Here is a 19314-nt window from a genome sequence, read left to right as displayed (position 1 = left end):
AAGCGCTTAGACCGCGCGAACGACAGGACCTGCCCGAGATTGTACGTGATTTAGATCAAATTTGGTACAAACTCGGAAAAACAACTCCGCATTTTGTAGCTCAACACACCAAAATCAACAACAAAAAGCGGAAAGTCGCATAATATTGAATGTCGTATAATATTGAGTTATGGGTTATGTATCTGAAAATTCTTTACACAATGCTGTGAACAAAGCTGCAACAGACTTATTCACCTTTAGCTATAAGCATGTAATTAAGCCGCACTTAGTGTTTAACATTCCACCAGACGAAGCTCACGATCGCATGATTGCTTTCTGCAAGACGAGTGAGCGCATTCCTGGATTAATGTGGCTTTTGCGGCAAATGCTCAATTACACGGATCCAGTTTTAGAAACGCGAGTTATGGGAGTGGATTTTGCGAATCCATTTGGATTAAGCGCAGGACTCGATAAAAACTGCGATTTGTGCACAGTTCTAGACAACGCTGGCTTTGGTTTTGAAACAGTTGGCTCCACAACTGCCCGCCCATGCGAAGGAAACGCTAAACCTTGGTATCATAGGCTTCCGCAATATGATTCTCTTCTTGTTCATGCGGGTCTTGCTAACGATGGCAGCGAGTTTGTGATTCCTAGAGTGGAAAAAGCGTGGACTAATGCTAAAAGCATGCGCGTTTCTGTGAGCATTGCGCGCACCAATGATAATCTTGTTGGTGACTTAGACGAAGGTATTGAAGATTATCGCATATCTATGGAGCGAGCAAGTGGCAAAAGCTCCATGATTGAGGTTAACATTTCTTGTCCAAACACTATGGCTGGCGAGCCTTTTAGCAAGCCAGAAGCTTTAGATAAGCTTTTTAATGTTTTAGATAAAGTTGATCATCCTCAGCCAACTCTTGTAAAAATGCCTTTGAATCTAGAAGGCGGATGGCCTCAATTTAAGTCTTTGTTAGACGTTTTAAGCGCACATAAGGTTGATGGCGTGAGCATTGCAAATCTGCGAAAGAACCGCGAAGGATTGAATATTCCAGAAGATTGGAAGGGTGGAATTTCTGGTGCGCCTACATTCGCCGCGAGTAATGATCTTATTAAAAATACTCGTAAAGAGTTTGGCAACAGGTTTGCTATTGCTGGAATAGGTGGCGTATTTACTGCAAAACAAGCTTATGAAAAGATTAGAAGTGGAGCTGACCTAGTTATGTTCGTTTCTTCTCTTATGTATAGAGGTCCTCAACAAATAACTGTTCTAAAGCGCGGACTTGCTGATTTACTCAGAAAAGATGGGTTTGAAACAGTTAAAGATGCAGTTTCAGCTGATGTAGATTAAAAAAAAACCAGAATAGATAACAATAAATTACAATAAATCAGCTGGTATCGAAGTATTCGCACAATACCTCAATGCCAGCTGATTTTTTAATAATATTTTCAACTAACCAGATGAAGCTTAATTATCGTCAGAAGATGCGTCTCCTGTTCCATCTGTATTACCGTACGTAGAACCAGAAGATGTACTCGTTCTTCCATCGCCAGTAACCGACGATCCACCAGTCGCAGGATCTGTCGAAGCAGCACCCTGATTTGCCTGAGCCTGATCTTGAGCTGCCTGTCTACGAGCATCCTCATCGCGCTTACGCTGTTGCTCTGCATAATCTTCCTGACGCATTTGCGGAGTTAATGACGGCATCTTTCCACCAGCCATATACTTTGAATCTGGCTTACCATATTCATTGTCGATAGGAACGTTTGCCGCTTTTAGATAATCGTCCATAAACTTTTTCCAAGCTGGAGTTGCAATGTAAACACCGTACCAAGCGCTTCGATAAACACCATTAATTCTCATGTTGTTGAAGCTCTTTTGCACTTCAGCGTTTCCAATTGCAACAAAAGCACTAATCTTATTTGGCACGAATCCTGCAGTAGTCATGTAATACTGTTCGTTAGTACCAGTTTTTGCAAAAGTTTTACGACCACCAGCTAATTGAGCAGCATGCGCAACACCACTAGGTTGAGCAACACCCTGATTTATAGCATAGGCTACAGTTTGAGCAATTTTTTTCGGTATAGCCTGATGACAATTAGCGCTTGGTACTCGCAAACGTCTACCGTTTTTATCAATAACACGCTTGATTGCAATAGGGTCACATTGAACACCATTAGCACCCAATGTTGCGTAAATATTTGCCATTGTTAGCGGAGAAGCCTGAACTGCACCAATCACCATAGGAGGATTTAGAGAATTCTTAGAAAATACGTCTTCCTGGCCTATTGGAGAATTGTGATATCCAAGTGTTTTCGCAGCCTCTGCCACTGCACACAGCTTAAGCTGAGCACCCATAGCAGCCTGAATCGTGTTGTGAGAATGCACCAAACCCATTAACGGTGTTTCTGGATTAACAGTTCCACCATCTGAATTTCTCACAGACCAACGCCCTATACCTTTATATCTTGCGCACGAAAATTCAGTATTGTTATAGAACGTGTTTGTTCGTACAGGCTGATTAATTGATTTTCCAGCAAGCATCCATGCAACAAGATTGATTGGCTTCCAAGTAGAACCAATCTGCCAGCCTAAGCCACCACCGTCTTGTTCATCTACAGCGTAGTTAATAGCTGTGTGAGTAGGGTCAGACCTCGCCGCATCGGTCGCGTCATAAATACGATTGCTTCCAAAACCAAGAACTTCACCAGTACCAGGCTTTATAGCAGCTATAGAGACTTCAAAACCACTAGGATCATTAACAGGGATAGTGGCCCTAGCTGTATTCATGGCGGTTGTGTTAGCTGTTATATCCATTGTGGTGTAAATATCCAAGCCACCTTCATTAAGCAGCTTCTGCCTTGCTACAGTTGTTTTGCCAAATTCTCTAGAATTCAAGATTTTCTTAGTAACATAATCACAGAAGAATGCTGCATCTCCAGCAGCCTGGCAACCGACGTTAGCAACTTCATGCTGAATATTAAGAGTGCTTTTAATTGGTGTTGTAACCGCATCATCATGTTCTTTTTGACTTATAAAGTTTTGTCGAAGCATTAAATCAAGAACTATATTTCTTTGCTTCTGCGATTCAGGCTGATTTTCTTCAATAGAAGGATCGTACCTAGAAGGATTCTTTGTGATTGATGCAATAGTCGCAGCTTGAACAAGATTAAGATTGGCTGCAGTGGTATTAAAATAGCGTTTTGCAGCAGTTTCTACACCGTAAAGATTATTACTACCAAACTGTGCAACGTTTAAATATCCCTGTAAAATCTCTAGCTTAGAGTATTTTTTCTCCATTTGGATTGCGATTAACATTTCTCGCAATTTTCTAGCAACAGTACTTTCTGCAGCATGATATTCCGAAATAGGATCATTGTCTTCTCTAGCTTTGATCATAAGAACATTCTTAACGTATTGCTGTGTTAAAGACGATCCACCTTGCATATCAGACTTTTTAATAAACGTTTGCACAAACGCACGCATAACGCCTTGCACATCAACGCCTGAATGTTCAAAGAACCTACGATCCTCACGCGCAACCATTGCCTGCTGCATGTATTGCGATATGCGTCTTAATGGCACAACAGTACGATTTTGAGCATAAAATGTTGCTATAACTGTTTTGCCATCAGAAGCGTATAAACGCGACTTTTGAGGTAAAGCCGTAACGTCAAAATCAATGCCATCAACTCTAAGAGAAGGCACAACAGACTTGACCACGCTGTTTACGCTCATCACTCCTGGCACAAATAAAATACTTGATACTACACCACCTGCAACACACAATGTGATGTACGTAAGGAACAGTGCTAACACGCGACGAGTTGTGAGGGATTTCTTCTTAGGCATGCGAACTATTCTAGAGGTTTGCCTCTACGTTGCGGCACGCAAAAATCGCGATTTATCTTTCTGCTCTGCGAATCAACATTCCAGGTTGGTAAATAATAATTGACCTACCGTGCCTTTTAATCCAACCCCTCTGAGCAAAATCCATCAACGCTTTATTAACTGTTTCTCTAGAAGACCCAACAAGTTGAGCAAGTTCTTCTTGTGTTAAATCGTGAGGAACAAGCACACCTTCCCTAACAGGTTCTCCAAACCTAGAAGCAAGGTTTAAAAGCGTTTTAGCCAATCTAGCTGGAACGTCCATAAAAACAAGATCAGAAATATGTTCATTATTTGCTCTTAAACGTGCAGCTAAAACCTGAAGCATGTCTACAGCAACCCTAGGATGATGGCCAAGCCACTTAAAAAGAACTTCGTTTTCTAGCCATAATACGCGAGTTCTATCTGTAATTGCTATTGCAGAAGCTGTACGCGGACCGCCGAACGGGTCAAAAACAGGAATCTCTCCAAGAATCTCACCGTGCGTGTGGATACTAAGCAATTGCACACGATTATCCCTTGAATGGCGTACAAGCTTAACCCGTCCACGCTCAAGCAGATACATGCGGCGATCAGTATCTCCTTCGTTAAAAATCGCCTGCCCCTTAGAAAAAACCGACTCATGCAAATGCTCGAGAAGCTCCCTCGCTTGATCGAGTGGCACTTGCTTAAATAACGCTGTATGCGTTAAAGGAAGGTCTTCCGTGTAGGGCTTATCTGGCTTAATTCTTACCACAATCAGCCTCCAATGTGTTTTAAAAATATTCTACGAAATACCCATGGCATCTAAACACCATGCGTTTTCATAGCAAACTTCCTCCCACTTTTTATACCTGCCAGAGCTTCCACCGTGACCGCCATCTGTTTCAATGCGCGCAATCGCGTCCGCGCCTGCAGCCTGCAAGCGAGCAAGCCACTTAAGAGGCTCCGTAACAAGAACGCGAGTGTCGTTAATCGAAGAAGTTATAAGAATCTTTGGAAACTCACCTGGCTCAACATGTTCAGGCACATTCTCGTAAGGCGTGTACGACTTTAGATACGCGTAATCTTGCGCATTATGCAATGGGTCTCCCCATTCGTCCCACTCTGTAACAGTAAGCGGCAGCGAGTCGTCTAGCATAGACGTAAGCGCATCAACAAACGGAACATCCGCTTCGATTCCCGCGTAGTATTGCGGAGCCATATTTGCTACAGCTCCCATAAGAAGACCGCCTGCAGAACCGCCATTTGCAACAGTCTGATTTGCCGAAGCATAACCCGCTTGTTGCAAAGCGCGCGTAACGTCTACAAAATCTTCAAACGTGTGTTTTTTGTTGCGACGCCTACCATTCTCATACCACGCACGACCCATTTCTCCACCGCCTCGCACATGCACTTGTACGAACAGCACTCCTCTATCCAGCATGCTTAGGCGCGCCACAGAAAAATACGGATCGCTGCTTATTTCATAAGCTCCGTAAGCGGTGATGAACATTGCTTGTGATTTAGCCACAGTGTTTTTACGCCACACTAGGGATACGGGTACGCGCTCTCCATCTCGGACAGTAATCCACACTCGTTTTTCTGCGTAGTCATTTTCGTTAAAATCGCCTAGAATTTTCCCACGCTTAAGCAAAACGTCTTTGCCTGTAATAGGATCTATTTCACGCAAAGACCCTAGTGTCGCATAGCTTGAACAAGAATAACGCATTCTTGGAGCTTCGTAAGAAGGATTACCAGTTGCTCCAATAAGGTAAACACGACTATTTTTAGCTTGTTCATTGGTTATTTTAGATAGTTCAATTCGAACGGTGTTTTGATTTTGATTTTGGATAGATAAATTAGACAAATCAGACAAATTATCTTTTACAACATCGGTTGGTTGCCACTCTTCCGCTGTTTCCTTTATAAAACCTTCTGCCCCAACCCTAATAAAACGCCAAGGTCGTCCAGCATTAAAATCTTCAACAGCATTGCTTTTAGGCATAACAGCAAGCTGAGGCAAGCCATTCGCTCGGAAAGAAAGAGCCACATAATTCTTATAAACGCTTAAACCATCAATGCTCAATCCGCAAGTTCCCTGTAAAATCTTAGGATTTTTGCTGTTGTAATACGGTTCACTAACTGCTTTTTTGCTGGCTCCTGGTTCTAATAAATCACCATTTTTGCAGCCGTAAGGAGATCCCTGAACAACACAATCGCCTTCGCCAATGTTAAATGGCATTGATTCCATAGATCGCTTTCGCAAATCTATAACGTCAATCTGAAAATTAGGATTTTTAAGATTGTGGCTTACAAACATGAGTGGAATATCTTTACCATCATCTCCAGCATTTTCAAAGCATGCGAAAGAAACATCGTATTCCACGTTTCTTATAGGCTTTAACACCATCTTAAAATCTGCTTCTGGAGTGCTTAATGGAAGCATTAATACGCGCGAAGTCGTTTTGGAGCTGCTGTTTATCATAATGCTACGTTCGTCGAAACTTTCGTAAACGCTAACAAAAAATCTCGCATCCAATTCTTCAAAAACTTTTACATCATCTTCTACAGAAGTTCCAATTTTATGTCTAAACACTTGGTATGGTCGCCATGCGCCGTCTAAAGTCACATAAAAAACCCATTTCCCGTCTGGTGTTAAAAGCGCAGAAGATATGCCTTTTATGCAATCTCGAAGCGTTATAAAATCATTGCTACTTTTGCAAAAATCACGAATATAAAAATCGAATCTTTCATCACCCTTAGTATCGACACCAAACAACATTCTCGTGCCGTCTAAACTAATATCCATTCCTCCGAGTTGGAAGAAATCTCCACCAAATTCCGATGCCTCTTTGTTGGCGTCAAAAATAACTTCTTCGCCTTCTGTTTCTCCAGGATTTGCGCGTTCATCTATAACTGGCGGATCCCAATCATTCTCATTTTTAACAGGCATTCGGCATTGAATCCCGTACTGTTTACCTTCTACGGTACGCACATAATACCAATATCCGTCCATTCTTGTTGGAACAGACATATCCGTTTCTTGAATACGCGATTTCATCTCATTAAACAGTTGTTTACGTAAAGAATCTAACCTAGAAACGCGTTGTTCAGTGTACTTGTTTTGAGAATCAATATATTCACGAAGTCTTTTGCTCTCTTTGTCTTTCATCCAAGCATATTCATCTACAAACACATCATTGTGAAACTCACGAACATAATCAATTTTTGTAGCGGTCATAGGCTTACAACCAGCAGCCTTATTTAAAGAATCAAACTCACCGACTTTTAGCGAACTATCTTGCATTTATAACCTTTACAACACATAGAAAACATAAAAATTCTGCACAATTACACAATATCAACTACACAACATTAAACAGCATCCATAATAAATGGAATCATAATATCTTTCAAAGATTCACCATCTGGAGCTGCAAAAAATGGGACACCTTCAAAAGTTCCAGCAGCACCTTTAGCATTAACAAAATTACCATCACCAACGCTTGCAATTCTAGAAGACGCAAGAGTAACCCCAAAATCCTTAGACATTGCTCTCCTAAAATCGGTCATAGTTGAATTGACCTTAAGCTGTCTTATGCCTACCGCTAAAACTCGATTAGGGAATTTTTTTATAATACTCGCATAAGTAGCTGGATCCTTCTGACCATCATCACCAATAAGCACAAATCTCATACCTGGAAAATCATCCATAAGCTGCTGAGCAAACTCAAGCTTATGCTGAGGACCAGTCGGCACAAAAGTCTTAGGTCTAGGATCTAAATCTCTAAGAAGAAGCGGTCCAGATGGAAAACCTTCACGCAAAATGAAGTGTCGTATAGAAGCTTCCACATTCCAAGGAGAAGTTGAAAGATAGAAAAACGGGGCGTTAGGAACAAAATCACGAATCTTATTAAAGAAATGATTCATACCCTTAACAGCATGCCTGTGCTCTGGATTCATAATAAGCAGATTGTAAGCTGCTCTTAGCGGAGAAGGAGCCTGAGTGACCATAATAGTGTCATCAACGTCGGAAATTATTCCTAAAGTAGATTTTTCAGAAATAACAAACATGCTTGCATCAACAGGCTCACGATTATCTACTTTGTAAGACACTTTATGTTCACCAACATTAAGTGATCTTTCGGTAATCAAATCAAGATAACCAGAACAGTCTGAAACACAATATTCAGCACCACTGTTGAAACTAGCATCTGGCTTATCGTACACAGACGAATCACCAACTTGCGCAGATTCAACAGGAACACCATCAATGCTTAAAGAAACACGAATCCTAACAGCAGGGACAACAAGCATCGCATATATTCCGCGCTTCAAAACAGAATGATGCCCAGCTTTAGGAGCAAGAACCGTACGGCAAATCAGACGAGCATAATTATCAGTTCCATAACCAATATAAGGCTCAACGCTTGGGAACCAACCCAAACGGCGCATAATCTTACCGCTTACACACATCCAAAATCCAACGCTTGATGTAACAAGTTTTCTGACCAATCGAATAAAAGGCGGCTTTTTATCTATACGCTCTTCATCCGAAGGAGCATCAAAAAGCGTGGCTGTAACTCGCACTTGAATAGGCGTACTGCTTATTCTTCTAGCTACAGCTGGAGAATCACATTCTTGCTTGGCTTGTTCGCCGCCTTTTGCAGCGTTATTGTCATCCAATTTAGCCAAATTGTTACTCGCTTTTATGAATTTTATAACTTTTATAAAGCCTATAACTCACTATTACAATGAATTATTGACGAACTGGACCATCTGGCTGCTCGCCAACCACTTGTACGATTGTTCCACGCGGGCAATTGTCGTACACCCACTTAGAATCCTGCTCGTACATATTAATGCAGCCGTGAGAACCATGCTTTGCTGGGTATCCTTGTGCTATACCAACATCATTCCACCTTGCTGTATGGAATGAAATTCCACCGTTAAAGTAGCTAACCCAAGTAATTCCAGGCAAATAGTATCTAGAACCGTCTCTATTAAATCCTTGCATAGCTTGAACGTCATAACGTAAGTAAATGTGGAATGTTCCATTTGGCGTCTCGTAATATCCATTGGAGCCCGTGCAAACTGGCATTGTTCGTATTAATTGATCATCTTTGTAAACGCTTACTGTCTGCGTGGTTTTATCAACCACAATACGCATTTCAACAATCTTCTTTTCAACAGCAAACTTTACTACATTTGTTGGAACCGTAATCTTTGCGTCTGTACCCTTTTCGATAGCATCCACAACCTTGTTTGCTACATCCTTTGAATAGCGAACCTCTACGCCATTAACACCTTTAAGAGTGGTCATTATGAACTGACCCTTCTTACTATAAGTGTCTTCCTGATCTATTTTCTGCTGGTTCAGATTCTTAGCAAGCTCTTTTGAAAGCCAAGTATTTACTGCTTCCCTATCTACAGTAAACGAAATCTGCTTTCTCTGTTCATCAGCATTAACCTTAATCCAAGAAGCGATTGCAGATTTAGGTATCGTAAAATCTTTTGAATCGCCATTACTTAAAGTGATTTTCTTAGTAAGAATATTATTAAGCTGATCCACAGTTTTCTTAGCAACATCACGCTTAATCGGTGCTTCAATCCTACGAGACTCAATAGTAACTTTTACTGTTTTACCAGGATTTTCAAGCGATTTTTTAACAGCCTCACGAACAGGCAATGTTATTACTGTACGACCTGGAACACCATCTTCCACCACATAAGATTCAGAACCAGAATCGTATTTTGCCGTATAAGGCATTGCACGATCTTTATCGTTAACAAATTTCTTGATGATATACGCATCCATATCCATGTCGTTTCGAGTTGCTTGCAAAGCGACAGTCTTCTGAACCCAAGGCATAAGCATTGTAAACGCGTTATCATGCTTAGATCGCATTATATTTTTAACCGTTGCGCTCTTATCTACTTTGACGTACAAGTCTTCAAAATTCGCGTTGATTGTTTTACCACGATCATCTTTAATTTCTATTTTGGTGCTATCAACAGCATTATCTACATTTTTAGAAACCGCTGCCAACTGAGCGCCAACAATTTGACTACTTCCAGCAAAATGTACACCAGGGGCAACACGATCATGGAAATACGCTTGTGTGCCAAGAAAAGCGCAGACTAAGAGTATAACGAATATGACCAAAGAATATAAAAGAACCAGTGCAGACTTGTTCGACTTATGGCGATTCTTTAAAACAGCAGTCTGATTTATATCGTTATTGTCAATATTGTAATTATCTACACTGTTTACGTCTATATTATTAGCAATATTATCAATATTTTCAGACTCAAAAGCGTCTGGATTATTATGTTCTAACTCGGACATACTCTTAAACCCCTGCTCGATTAATGGCACAAAAATCGCATGTGGCAAGTTTAGCACTTGCTTAGCATATAACTCACATAAGGAATGTAAAACATATAAATAGAAATAATAGAAATAATAGAAATAAATAATAGAAATGCGAGCCAAAAATAAAAAATATGCTCAATACGTGATGAAAATGTGAAAAGTAATCAAATATTCGCAAATATTCTAAAAATAATCACCATATATTAAAGATATGTGCAAGAATAATAAATATGCCAGATATGCCAATTCAAGCGACGATTGCGTTAATGGTGATTGTTTTTGCGCTAGTACTTGCGCCATTCATCATTATGATAGTTACGCGCGCCTTGAAAAAGCATCATTTAGCAGAAAAACTCGCAGAGCGACACGGAGATAGTGTACATTACGCTTTCATACTAAACCCGTCTAAACCTCAAGCAGAACAATATAGACTTGACATTAAAGAATATTGCAAATCACACAATTTCACATACGAAATAATAGACACTCAATTAAATAAAGACGGGCGAGAATGCGCACTCGAAGCCTTAGAAAACGGGGCAAATGTTGTTGTGGCAGTTGGTGGAGATGGCACTGTTAGAACGGTTGCAAGCGCGGTTTCTGGCACGAACCACGCGATGGGAATAATTCCAATTGGCACAGGGAACTTGTTTGCGCGCAACATGGGCATTCCAGTAGATGATGTTCAAGCAGCACTAAGAGTTGCAACAAGCCACGGATCTAAAAAAGTTGACGTTGGGCGTGTTTTTATACTCGACAAGCCGTATGAAGACCATGGTCACGCATTTTTGATTATTGCAGGAATTGGATTCGACGCTCTTATGATAGACGACACTAATCCTGCGCTTAAAAAGAACATAAGCTGGCTTGCATACTTTGTTGCTGGCGTTAAACACTTATTTGCGCCAAAATATCGCGGAGACGTTACTTTTATTAGAGAAAACGGTACAAATCACACAGCAAGAGGAATATCATTCCGCACACTTATGGCTGGTAATTGTGGACAAATACCAATGCTTTCTTTAATGCCAGAAGCCGTTTACGATGATGGCATATTAGACTTCGAAATTATTGACACATCTGGCGGATTAATTGGATGGGCTAACCTATTTGGAGACGTTGTACACCAAACCGTTACAGGAAAAGCAAAGCAAAGTCCGATTTCTACAAACTCTAAAATCGACCAATCGCAAGGTGTTGAAGCAGAAGTCAAGATAGAACGACCTGCTCCTGTGCAAGTTGATGGAGATATTTTAGGCTACACAAAACACTTGCGTTTTAGCGTAGACAAACAGGCTTTATGCGTGCGCATACCAGAGAGTTTACAATCTTCTTTGACTCAAAATAATGCTAACTTACGTTAAAATACCGTCGCCGTGGCAAAATAAAAAATTATGGTAGCAAAAAATGCGGGAATGCCCGCCACCCCAGAAGATCTAGTAGATGTCGACGCTTTGGTTGGCGCTTACTATGATGAAGTTCCAAATTCCAATATTCCAGAACAGCGCGTGATTTTCGGTACGTCCGGTCACCGTGGTTCTGCTTTAAAAACTTCGTTTAACGAAGCTCATATTGTGGCTATTACTCAAGCTATTGCTGAATATCGCAAGAAGGCTGGCGTAACTGGTCCTCTTTATATTGGTCGCGATACGCATGCTCTTTCTGAGCCTGCTCAAAAAACCGCTATCGAGGTTTTGGTTGCTAACGGAGTTCACGTTCGCGTGGATTCTCGCGGCGATTTCGTGCCAACTCCTGTTGTTTCTCAGGCTATTTTGACGCATAATCGCGCAGCAGACGGCACTCAACGCTTTAGCGGAGACGGCTTGGCAGATGGCATTGTCGTCACTCCTTCGCACAATCCTCCAACCGACGGAGGTTTTAAGTACGACCCTGTAACAGGCGGTCCTGCACCTGCAGAAGTGACTAACGCAATTGCAGCTCGCGCAAACGAATTGCTCGACAACTACAAGTCCGTTAAGCGCGTGCCTTTCGAGGAAGCAATCAAGTCTGATTTGGTTGAAGGCTTCGATTACCGCGAGCACTACGTTAGCGATTTGGCTAACGTAATCGATTTCGATGTGATTCGCTCTAGCGGCGTGCGTTTGGGAATTGACCCACTCGGCGGCGCAAGCGTAAACTACTGGCCACTTATGAACGAAAAGTACGGTTTAAACATTGGCGTTGTGCGTCCAGAAGTTGACCCAACTTGGCGATTCATGACTATTGACCACGATGGCAAGATTCGTATGGATCCAAGCTCCCCTTACGCAATGAAGGGCTTAGTTGATCAGCTTAACGCTGGCGCTTGGGATAAGTACGATTTGGTTGGAGGCACTGATCCAGATGCCGATCGCCATGGTATCGTGTGCCCGAATTGGGGCGTTATGAACCCGAACCACTACATTGCAGTGTGCGTGGAGTACTTGTTCGGCGGCGCTCGTCCGGATTGGCCAAAGAATACTGCTATCGGCAAGACGCTTGTGTCTTCTTCCTTGATTGACCGCGTAGCTGCTTCGATTAACGCTAAGCTTGTGGAAGTTCCTGTTGGCTTCAAGTGGTTCGTTGACCCACTCTTTAGCGGCGAAGTTGCTTTCGGCGGTGAGGAAAGCTCTGGCATGAGCTTCTTGCGCAAAGACGGACGCGTGTGGACCACCGATAAGGATGGTTTGATTCCTGATTTGCTCGCTGCAGAAATTACTGCAAAGACTGGTAAGAACCCTGCTCAGCTTCACCAAGATCAGGTTGCTCGCTTTGGAGAAAGCTGGTACAAGCGCGTAGATACTCCAACAACTCTTGAACAGAAGCAGAAGTTTGCTGCTCTAAGTGGCAACGATGTTGAAGCAACTAAGCTCGCTGGCGAAGATATTACCGCAAAGCTTACGGAAGCTCCTGGAAACGGCGCAAAGATTGGCGGCTTGAAGGTTACGACCAAGAACAATTGGTTCGCTGCTCGCCCATCTGGTACCGAGAACATTTACAAGGTTTATGCTGAGTCCTTCGTTTCTCCAGAGGCACTTGACAAGGTGCTTGAGGAAGCTACTGCTGTAGTAGACAAGGCTTTAGCGTAACGTAATAATCTTTCGTAAGTAAAGAATCTACTAATTGCGCTGGTTGCAATCTGCAACCGGCGCATTTTTGAAAGGTTTTGTGATGATTGTTGTTTCTACCGATGGTTCAGCACTTGGAAATCCAAATGGATCAATGGGTTGGGCTTGGGCAGACCACACTGATGAAGCAGGAAGCACGCACGAGCATCAACATGCAGGAAACGCGGATGCAGGCGGAGCCACAAATGGCACGAATCAAATTGGTGAGTTATGCGCAGTACTAGAAGCGTTGAGAGCACACCCTGGAAGCGAGGATCTTACAATCGAAACTGATTCGCAATACGCTATAAACTGCTCAACCACGTGGATTCACGGGTGGAAGAAGAACGGTTGGAAGAACTCCAAAAAAGAGCCTGTAAAAAACGCAGATTTGATTCGCGCAATCGATTCGGAGATTACTAAACGCGAAGGCTCCGTTAAGTTCGTCTGGGTTAAGGGACACGCTGGAAACGCTGGAAACGAAAAAGTTGATGAGCTGGCTAGAACTTATGCTGAAGATTGCCGCAGCAGATTGAAGGATGGATACCTGCCACTAGAAGGATGGAAATCGTTGATTTCTTCTACATATGCAGACGGTGTTGATGTACCAGAAGACGCAAAAATGCTGTTAGACGGCAAGATTTCTAATGAAGAATATCACATAGGAAGATGCGTTGGTAAGGATATTAATCCTGATTTTAAAGGCGATTTTCATCGTGAAACAAAACGTGAAACATCCGATGATGATGCCATTAAATACGCCGATAACAGCGTTGCTAACGATTCAACTACGCGTAACAGTAATACACAGGATGAATCGAAAGCATCCGACGAGTCGCGTAAAAATAAACAATCTCAAAATAAATCAGAACAAAAATATCAAGTAGTGCCAGGATTATGTGTATCTGGAACATTACAATTCACACCTGCTCCAAATACGAGCCAAAGCTTTAATGGTCAACCACGATACGTATTAGGAAACATACAAGTAAGCGGATATGTTCAGCCAGACGGCACTCTTAAACTAGATCCAACCGAGTTTTATATTCAAACAAAAGCTGCAAACCAAACAGAATAAAATCTGAACGCAGACTAATATGTAGTATGTATGAAATAAGTGGCGGTTGGTAAAAACGCTATAAACGCGCTGTTATTTTAGCCACGCCAACAAGAAAGATAAGAAAGTAGGCACAAATGGATAAAGCACAGCAAGATGCTCTTAAGAAGGCAGCTGGCATTGAGGCCGCAAAGATTGTACAAAATGGCATGATGGTTGGACTTGGAACCGGCTCTACTGTTCGTTTTCTTGTAGACGAACTCGGTCGCAGAGTAAAAGAAGAAGGCTTGAGCTTCACTGGTGTCACAACTTCTCGACGCACGCAAGAGCAGGCAGAGGGCTACGGCATTAAGATTCTTGACATTAACGATGTTGACCATATTGACGTTACTATTGATGGTTCAGATGAAGTCGATAAGAACTTTAACGGTATTAAGGGCGGCGGTGCAGCATTGCTCTGGGAGAAGATTGTTGCAATTAACTCCGACCGCATTGTGTGGATTGTGGACGCCAGCAAGGTAGTTGATACAATCGGCAAGTTCCCACTTCCTGTTGAGGTAATTCCATTCGGATCTGCACAAGTGATTCGCAAGTTTGAAAAGCGCGGATACAAGCCAGTTTTGCGTCTTGATGCAGATGGCAAGGAAGTGCGTACAGACGAAAATAACTTTGTTGTTGACTTGCACTTGGAGCGCATTGAGCATCCGCAAGAGCTTGCTAAGGATTTGATTGAGACTGTTGGCGTTGTAGAACACGGATTGTTCTTGAATATGGTTGACACTGTGATTGTTGGTGATCCAAACGGTCCGCGCACTCTTACAAACCCAAATAAGTAGACTGCATATCTAAATTTAACCAATCATTTCCCGAGAATGTACGTAAAATCCACTGTTTTACGTACATTTTCGGGAAATTTTTTACATTCTTCAATCATTGCAGTCTTCAATCGCAATAAAAAAAAAAGCGCTGGAAAAATCCAACGCTTTCAAAAGTGTTACGTGCCCAAACGGGCAGGCGCGCCAAACAGCTACTACTTACGCTGATGACGAGTCTTACGCAGCAGTTTGCGGTGCTTCTTCTTGCTCATCCGCTTGCGGCGCTTCTTGATGACAGAACCCATCTGAAGCCTCCATTCATATGTAAAGTGTGCAACTTGCCTAATGTTACACCGTTTTGACGACTTTGGAAAATTTTAAAACAAAATTTTACAAAAACACGTACAAAACAGCCTATATCACTACGAAAGTTACATTGGGAATTGCTTATAGAATCTTTCAACAGACTGTTTTAAACCAGTCACTTCAAATACAACAGTGTCATTTTGCCAGATGGCACTAGCTTTAGTCTTACTATTATCATCTGCCTTCAAAACATAGCTTCCAGTAGCCTTACCAGCAACCTGAATCTTTCCAGAAGCAATATCACTTCCAGCTAATGCATCAGTCAAAAGCTCATATTGCTTATTTGCTAAATCACGACTACTCCATTGAGCAACAACGACTGAAACATCACTGCCAGATTCTCCCGTAGAATATCTAACAGTGTATTCTTCCAAAGGAGATGCGGAAGACCATTTAGCACTAGGAGAAGCATCAACACGCGCAAAATCAAGAACACTATCTGGCATAGATCTTAACAGTGCAGTAGATGTACTAGGCAAATCTTTAGACTTAATTGACGGAGTTTTTGCAGAAGACACCTGAGTTTTAGCAGACTGCGGTTGCTGGCGATTTAACGCCCAGCCAGGCCATATGAATGCGGAAACTATAGCTAAAACGACCACTATTACGGCAACTATAAGAACTTTTCGTAAGTTGTTATGAGAAGCAGATACAGATGAAGTCGAGTTAGAAGGATTATTCGCATAAGAATTCATATTTTTTACCCCACATAACACTGTTCAACATACTTGGATTATCTCACAAAAGTATGACGGTAAAATGTCTACAAATGCAGCTAGCGTCAAATCATGGCTGCAAAATCTACTACTTACTACTTATGCTCCGAATGCGGTTGGAGTGGTTCAAAATGGTATGGTCGCTGTCCAGAATGCGGCGAATGGGGAACATTAAACGAGTTTCACGAGTCTAAAGCTACAAGCGGAGTTTCACGAGCCTCCACAAGATCTAGAAATGCAAAAAATAACATTTCTACAATAACAAATCTTGATTCTAGCGTAGATGCTCAGCCAATCAGTGAAATTACAGCAGATAATGGCATGCGAATCCACACAGGATTTAGCGAATTTGACCGCGTTTTAGGAGGAGGGCTTGTTCCAGGATCAGTCACGCTTATAGCAGGCGAACCAGGAATCGGAAAATCTACTCTACTTTTAGAAACAGCAGGAAAAATTGCCAAGAATTGCAACGGATCTGCGAAAAACACTGCCGAATACACAAAAAATTTAGTCCTGTACATTTCTGGCGAAGAATCAAAGTCGCAAGTAAAATTGCGCGCATCACGCATAAATGCCATAAGTCAAAATCTTCTTCTTGCGTCTACAACAGACTTAAACACAGCTTTAGCGCTAATCGAAAAATATAAGCCAACTCTTGCAATTGTAGATTCGGCACAAACTATTGTTTCTAGCGATGTTGAAGGAATTACAGGAGGCTCCACTCAAGTTCGAGAAGTAGCTAGCGCGCTTATAGACGTTGCTAAAACTTGCGATATTCCAATTCTTCTTGTTGGACACGTTACAAAAGACGGCTCGATTGCAGGTCCTCGCACGCTTGAACATCTTGTAGACACTGTTTGCCAATTTGAAGGAGATAGTCAAACCGCATTACGCATGCTTCGCGTTGTTAAAAATCGTTTTGGACCTACAGACGAAGTTGGCTGCTTCGACATGAGTGGCGATGGTATTGAAGAGGTTCCAGATCCTTCTGGGCTTTTCCTGTCTTCTAATGGAGATTGTAAAAATGAAGGAACGTGCGTAACTTTTACTTTAGAAGGACACAGAAGCATACCTATTGAAATTCAGGCTCTTGTTACAGATTCGGTTCTGCCAGCCCCTAGACGCGCAGTTTCTGGAGTAGACACAAACAGAATTGCCATGCTTACCGCTGTTTTATATAGACATGGTGGATTAAATCTTTTATCTAAAGACATTTACGTTTCTACGATTGCTGGAGCTAATGCGAAAGAACCTGCTTGCGATTTAGCAATAGTGGCAAGTTTGGCGAGCGCAGCCAAAAATAAGGCAGTCTTACCTTTAACTTGCGCAATTGGTGAGATTAGTCTTACTGGTCAAATTCGTCCAGCTTCTAGAATGGAACCTAGAATTAGAGAAGCAGCTAGGATCGGCTATAAGCGTGCGATCGTGTGTAATATGCGAAAGAAAATTAGCATTCCCGGTATTGACATAATCGAAGTAGAGAATTTAAAAGAAGCTTTGAACGCACTTGGATTATAGGGATAATAAATATAAGAGCTTTTAGGAGTTTAATATGATTGATTTTAGCGAATGGGTTGCTATTACTTCGCAGAGAACTAACCAATCTCTTGCTGGGGCACGCGTGTTTATTGGAGATAACAATATTCAAAATGAGAATGCTAAAAATAGTGACCAAAATAGTGATGTGGAAAAATTCTTACGGAACGCGCAATCTTGGGGAATAATTCCTACGACTTGTAAACAATACGCAGATTTTGATGCCACTAAATCTTACGAAAATATAGAAAACACTATGGTTAACGCGCCTAATTTAAGCGGAAAAGACGCAATAGATTACGCGCAAAAACATATGCAAGTAATGCGCACTCTACTTAACAATTTACAAGAAAGTGGTCTTAATTTAGAAGGCGTTAGAATAGCTGTTTGTCTTGTGTTGGAACCAAAAACAGCTGTATTGCTTAGAGAATTGCACGCGCACGGAGCGATTGTTGGCGTTTTTTGTGGTCCAGACGAAACTGACCAGAGAGTAGCAGATCAGCTTAAAAAAGAAGGCATTTTAGTACAAGCAAACCGAGATTGGACACCTGAACAAACTCATGAAGGTGCGCTAAAACTCTTAGACGAAATACAGCCAGACATAATAATCGACGATGGTGCAAGTTTTGCGCGCCTAGCAAGCCTGGAACGCCCGCAAATCGCAGCTAATCTAATAGGAGTTGCAGAAGAAACAACTAGTGGAGTGCGCGCTTTTGAAGCAATGCAAAAAGCTGGACACTTGCACTACCCTGTGATTGCAGTAAATAACAGCGCTCTAAAAACCGATTTTGACAATCGTCATGGAACTGGCGAAACATGCGTTACTACTATGCAGCAAATTCTTGGAAGCGAATGCTTTAAAAACGCTAAAGTAACTGTTGTTGGATACGGTCCAGTTGGTCGCGGATTCGCATTAAGAATACGCGCATTGGGTGCAAAAGTTACGATTTGCGATACAAATCCTGTCCAATCCTTACGCGCAGTTTTCGATGGATTTGAAGCTCATAATCTTGAATGCGTTGTTAAAAAAAGCAATATGATTGTTTCTGCAACAGGCGTTAGACACACGATTACATTGCAACACATGCAAAACATGCAAGAAAACGCGATTTTGGCTGTTATTGGCGGAATTGCAAACGAGATTGCACTAGACGAGATCCCTGATTTTAAGCCAGTTGTTGGAACTTCACAAAGAAAAATCCAAGTTCCGTGCGGTCCGCAAATCACACTAATAAGTGAAGGAGACGGCACAAATTACACTACTGGCGGTGGAAATCCTATTGAGATTATGGACTTTAGTTTTGCTGTTCAAGTAAGCGCAGTAGCGTATTTGCTAGAGCACAATGGGAAAAACAAGAAAAATAGCGACAAAAATCGGCTTGATTCTGGAATTTACCAATTGCCAGAAAGCTCCGATAATCAAATAGCAAGTATTGCATTAGCAGAACGCGGATATAGTGCTAGCGAATCCAATAAAGATAATGGTTATAGATGGGATTTAACAAGATTTGCCGAAGACGAAAATATTTAGATGAAATC

General features: G+C 41.8%; 14 protein-coding genes. 7 read left to right on the top strand and 7 right to left on the bottom strand.

Going from position 1 to position 19314, the window contains the following annotated elements:
• Window positions 1-169 precede the first annotated feature (169 nt).
• Window positions 170-1324, top strand: coding sequence for a quinone-dependent dihydroorotate dehydrogenase (locus HXT60_RS01035; RefSeq protein WP_004112115.1), 1155 nt, complete (start codon window positions 170-172; stop codon window positions 1322-1324).
• Window positions 1325-1441: 117 nt separating this feature from the next.
• On the opposite strand, the gene HXT60_RS01030 is transcribed toward HXT60_RS01035, so the two are convergent.
• The 5 genes from HXT60_RS01030 to HXT60_RS01010 all read right to left on the bottom strand — a co-directional run bounded on the left by HXT60_RS01030 (window position 1442) and on the right by HXT60_RS01010 (window position 10172).
• On the bottom strand, window positions 1442-3826 hold the full coding sequence (locus tag HXT60_RS01030; RefSeq protein ID WP_116439869.1) for a transglycosylase domain-containing protein: 2385 nt from the start codon (window positions 3824-3826) through the stop codon (window positions 1442-1444).
• 52 nt (window positions 3827-3878) lie between these two features.
• Complete coding sequence (locus HXT60_RS01025; protein ID WP_004112109.1) at window positions 3879-4598, bottom strand: Crp/Fnr family transcriptional regulator; 720 nt, start codon at window positions 4596-4598, stop codon at window positions 3879-3881.
• Between the two features lie 30 nt (window positions 4599-4628).
• Window positions 4629-7130 carry a S9 family peptidase gene (locus HXT60_RS01020; protein ID WP_421791200.1) on the bottom strand — a complete coding sequence of 834 codons (2502 nt, stop codon included), beginning with the start codon at window positions 7128-7130 and terminating at the stop codon, window positions 4629-4631.
• A gap of 68 nt (window positions 7131-7198) precedes the next feature.
• Complete coding sequence (locus tag HXT60_RS01015) at window positions 7199-8518, bottom strand: phosphatase domain-containing protein (RefSeq protein WP_421791198.1); 1320 nt, start codon at window positions 8516-8518, stop codon at window positions 7199-7201.
• A gap of 64 nt (window positions 8519-8582) precedes the next feature.
• A complete protein-coding gene (locus tag HXT60_RS01010) occupies window positions 8583-10172 on the bottom strand; it encodes a L,D-transpeptidase (RefSeq protein WP_032834287.1) in 1590 nt (529 codons plus the stop codon).
• A gap of 257 nt (window positions 10173-10429) precedes the next feature.
• Here HXT60_RS01010 and HXT60_RS01005 point away from each other — a divergent pair, with 257 nt between their 5' ends.
• From HXT60_RS01005 to rpiA, 4 genes are all read left to right on the top strand, one after another.
• Window positions 10430-11563: a diacylglycerol/lipid kinase family protein gene (locus tag HXT60_RS01005; RefSeq protein ID WP_421791196.1), complete on the top strand. Its 1134-nt coding sequence runs from the start codon at window positions 10430-10432 to the stop codon at window positions 11561-11563.
• Between the two features lie 30 nt (window positions 11564-11593).
• Window positions 11594-13267 (top strand): phosphoglucomutase (alpha-D-glucose-1,6-bisphosphate-dependent), encoded by a 1674-nt coding sequence (gene pgm / locus HXT60_RS01000; RefSeq protein WP_004112076.1) that lies wholly within the window; start codon window positions 11594-11596, stop codon window positions 13265-13267.
• Window positions 13268-13301: 34 nt separating this feature from the next.
• The gene (locus HXT60_RS00995) at window positions 13302-14363 is read left to right on the top strand and encodes a ribonuclease H family protein (RefSeq protein ID WP_102720594.1); all 1062 of its coding nucleotides are present in this window, start codon (window positions 13302-13304) and stop codon (window positions 14361-14363) included.
• A gap of 116 nt (window positions 14364-14479) precedes the next feature.
• Window positions 14480-15178, top strand: coding sequence for a ribose-5-phosphate isomerase RpiA (rpiA, locus tag HXT60_RS00990; RefSeq protein WP_004112071.1), 699 nt, complete (start codon window positions 14480-14482; stop codon window positions 15176-15178).
• A gap of 194 nt (window positions 15179-15372) precedes the next feature.
• Here the strand turns inward: rpiA and HXT60_RS00985 are convergent, their stop codons facing one another.
• The gene (locus HXT60_RS00985) at window positions 15373-15462 is read right to left on the bottom strand and encodes a 30S ribosomal protein bS22 (RefSeq protein ID WP_004268639.1); all 90 of its coding nucleotides are present in this window, start codon (window positions 15460-15462) and stop codon (window positions 15373-15375) included.
• Window positions 15463-15588: 126 nt separating this feature from the next.
• A complete protein-coding gene (locus tag HXT60_RS00980; RefSeq protein ID WP_004112066.1) occupies window positions 15589-16218 on the bottom strand; it encodes a hypothetical protein in 630 nt (209 codons plus the stop codon).
• A gap of 93 nt (window positions 16219-16311) precedes the next feature.
• On the opposite strand from HXT60_RS00980, the gene radA reads away from it, so the two are divergent.
• Complete coding sequence (radA, locus tag HXT60_RS00975; RefSeq protein ID WP_119675386.1) at window positions 16312-17757, top strand: DNA repair protein RadA; 1446 nt, start codon at window positions 16312-16314, stop codon at window positions 17755-17757.
• Between the two features lie 34 nt (window positions 17758-17791).
• Window positions 17792-19306 carry an adenosylhomocysteinase gene (locus HXT60_RS00970; RefSeq protein WP_285059352.1) on the top strand — a complete coding sequence of 505 codons (1515 nt, stop codon included), beginning with the start codon at window positions 17792-17794 and terminating at the stop codon, window positions 19304-19306.
• The last annotated feature ends 8 nt before the right edge of the window (window positions 19307-19314 follow it).

Origin of the sequence: Gardnerella sp. KA01002 (genome assembly GCF_049244015.1) — a bacterium.
In the GTDB taxonomy this organism is placed as follows: Bacteria; Actinomycetota; Actinomycetes; order Actinomycetales; family Bifidobacteriaceae; genus Bifidobacterium; species Bifidobacterium vaginale.
The sequence above is the reverse complement of the archived record's forward strand: the minus strand, read 5'-3'. Positions and strand labels throughout refer to the sequence as shown.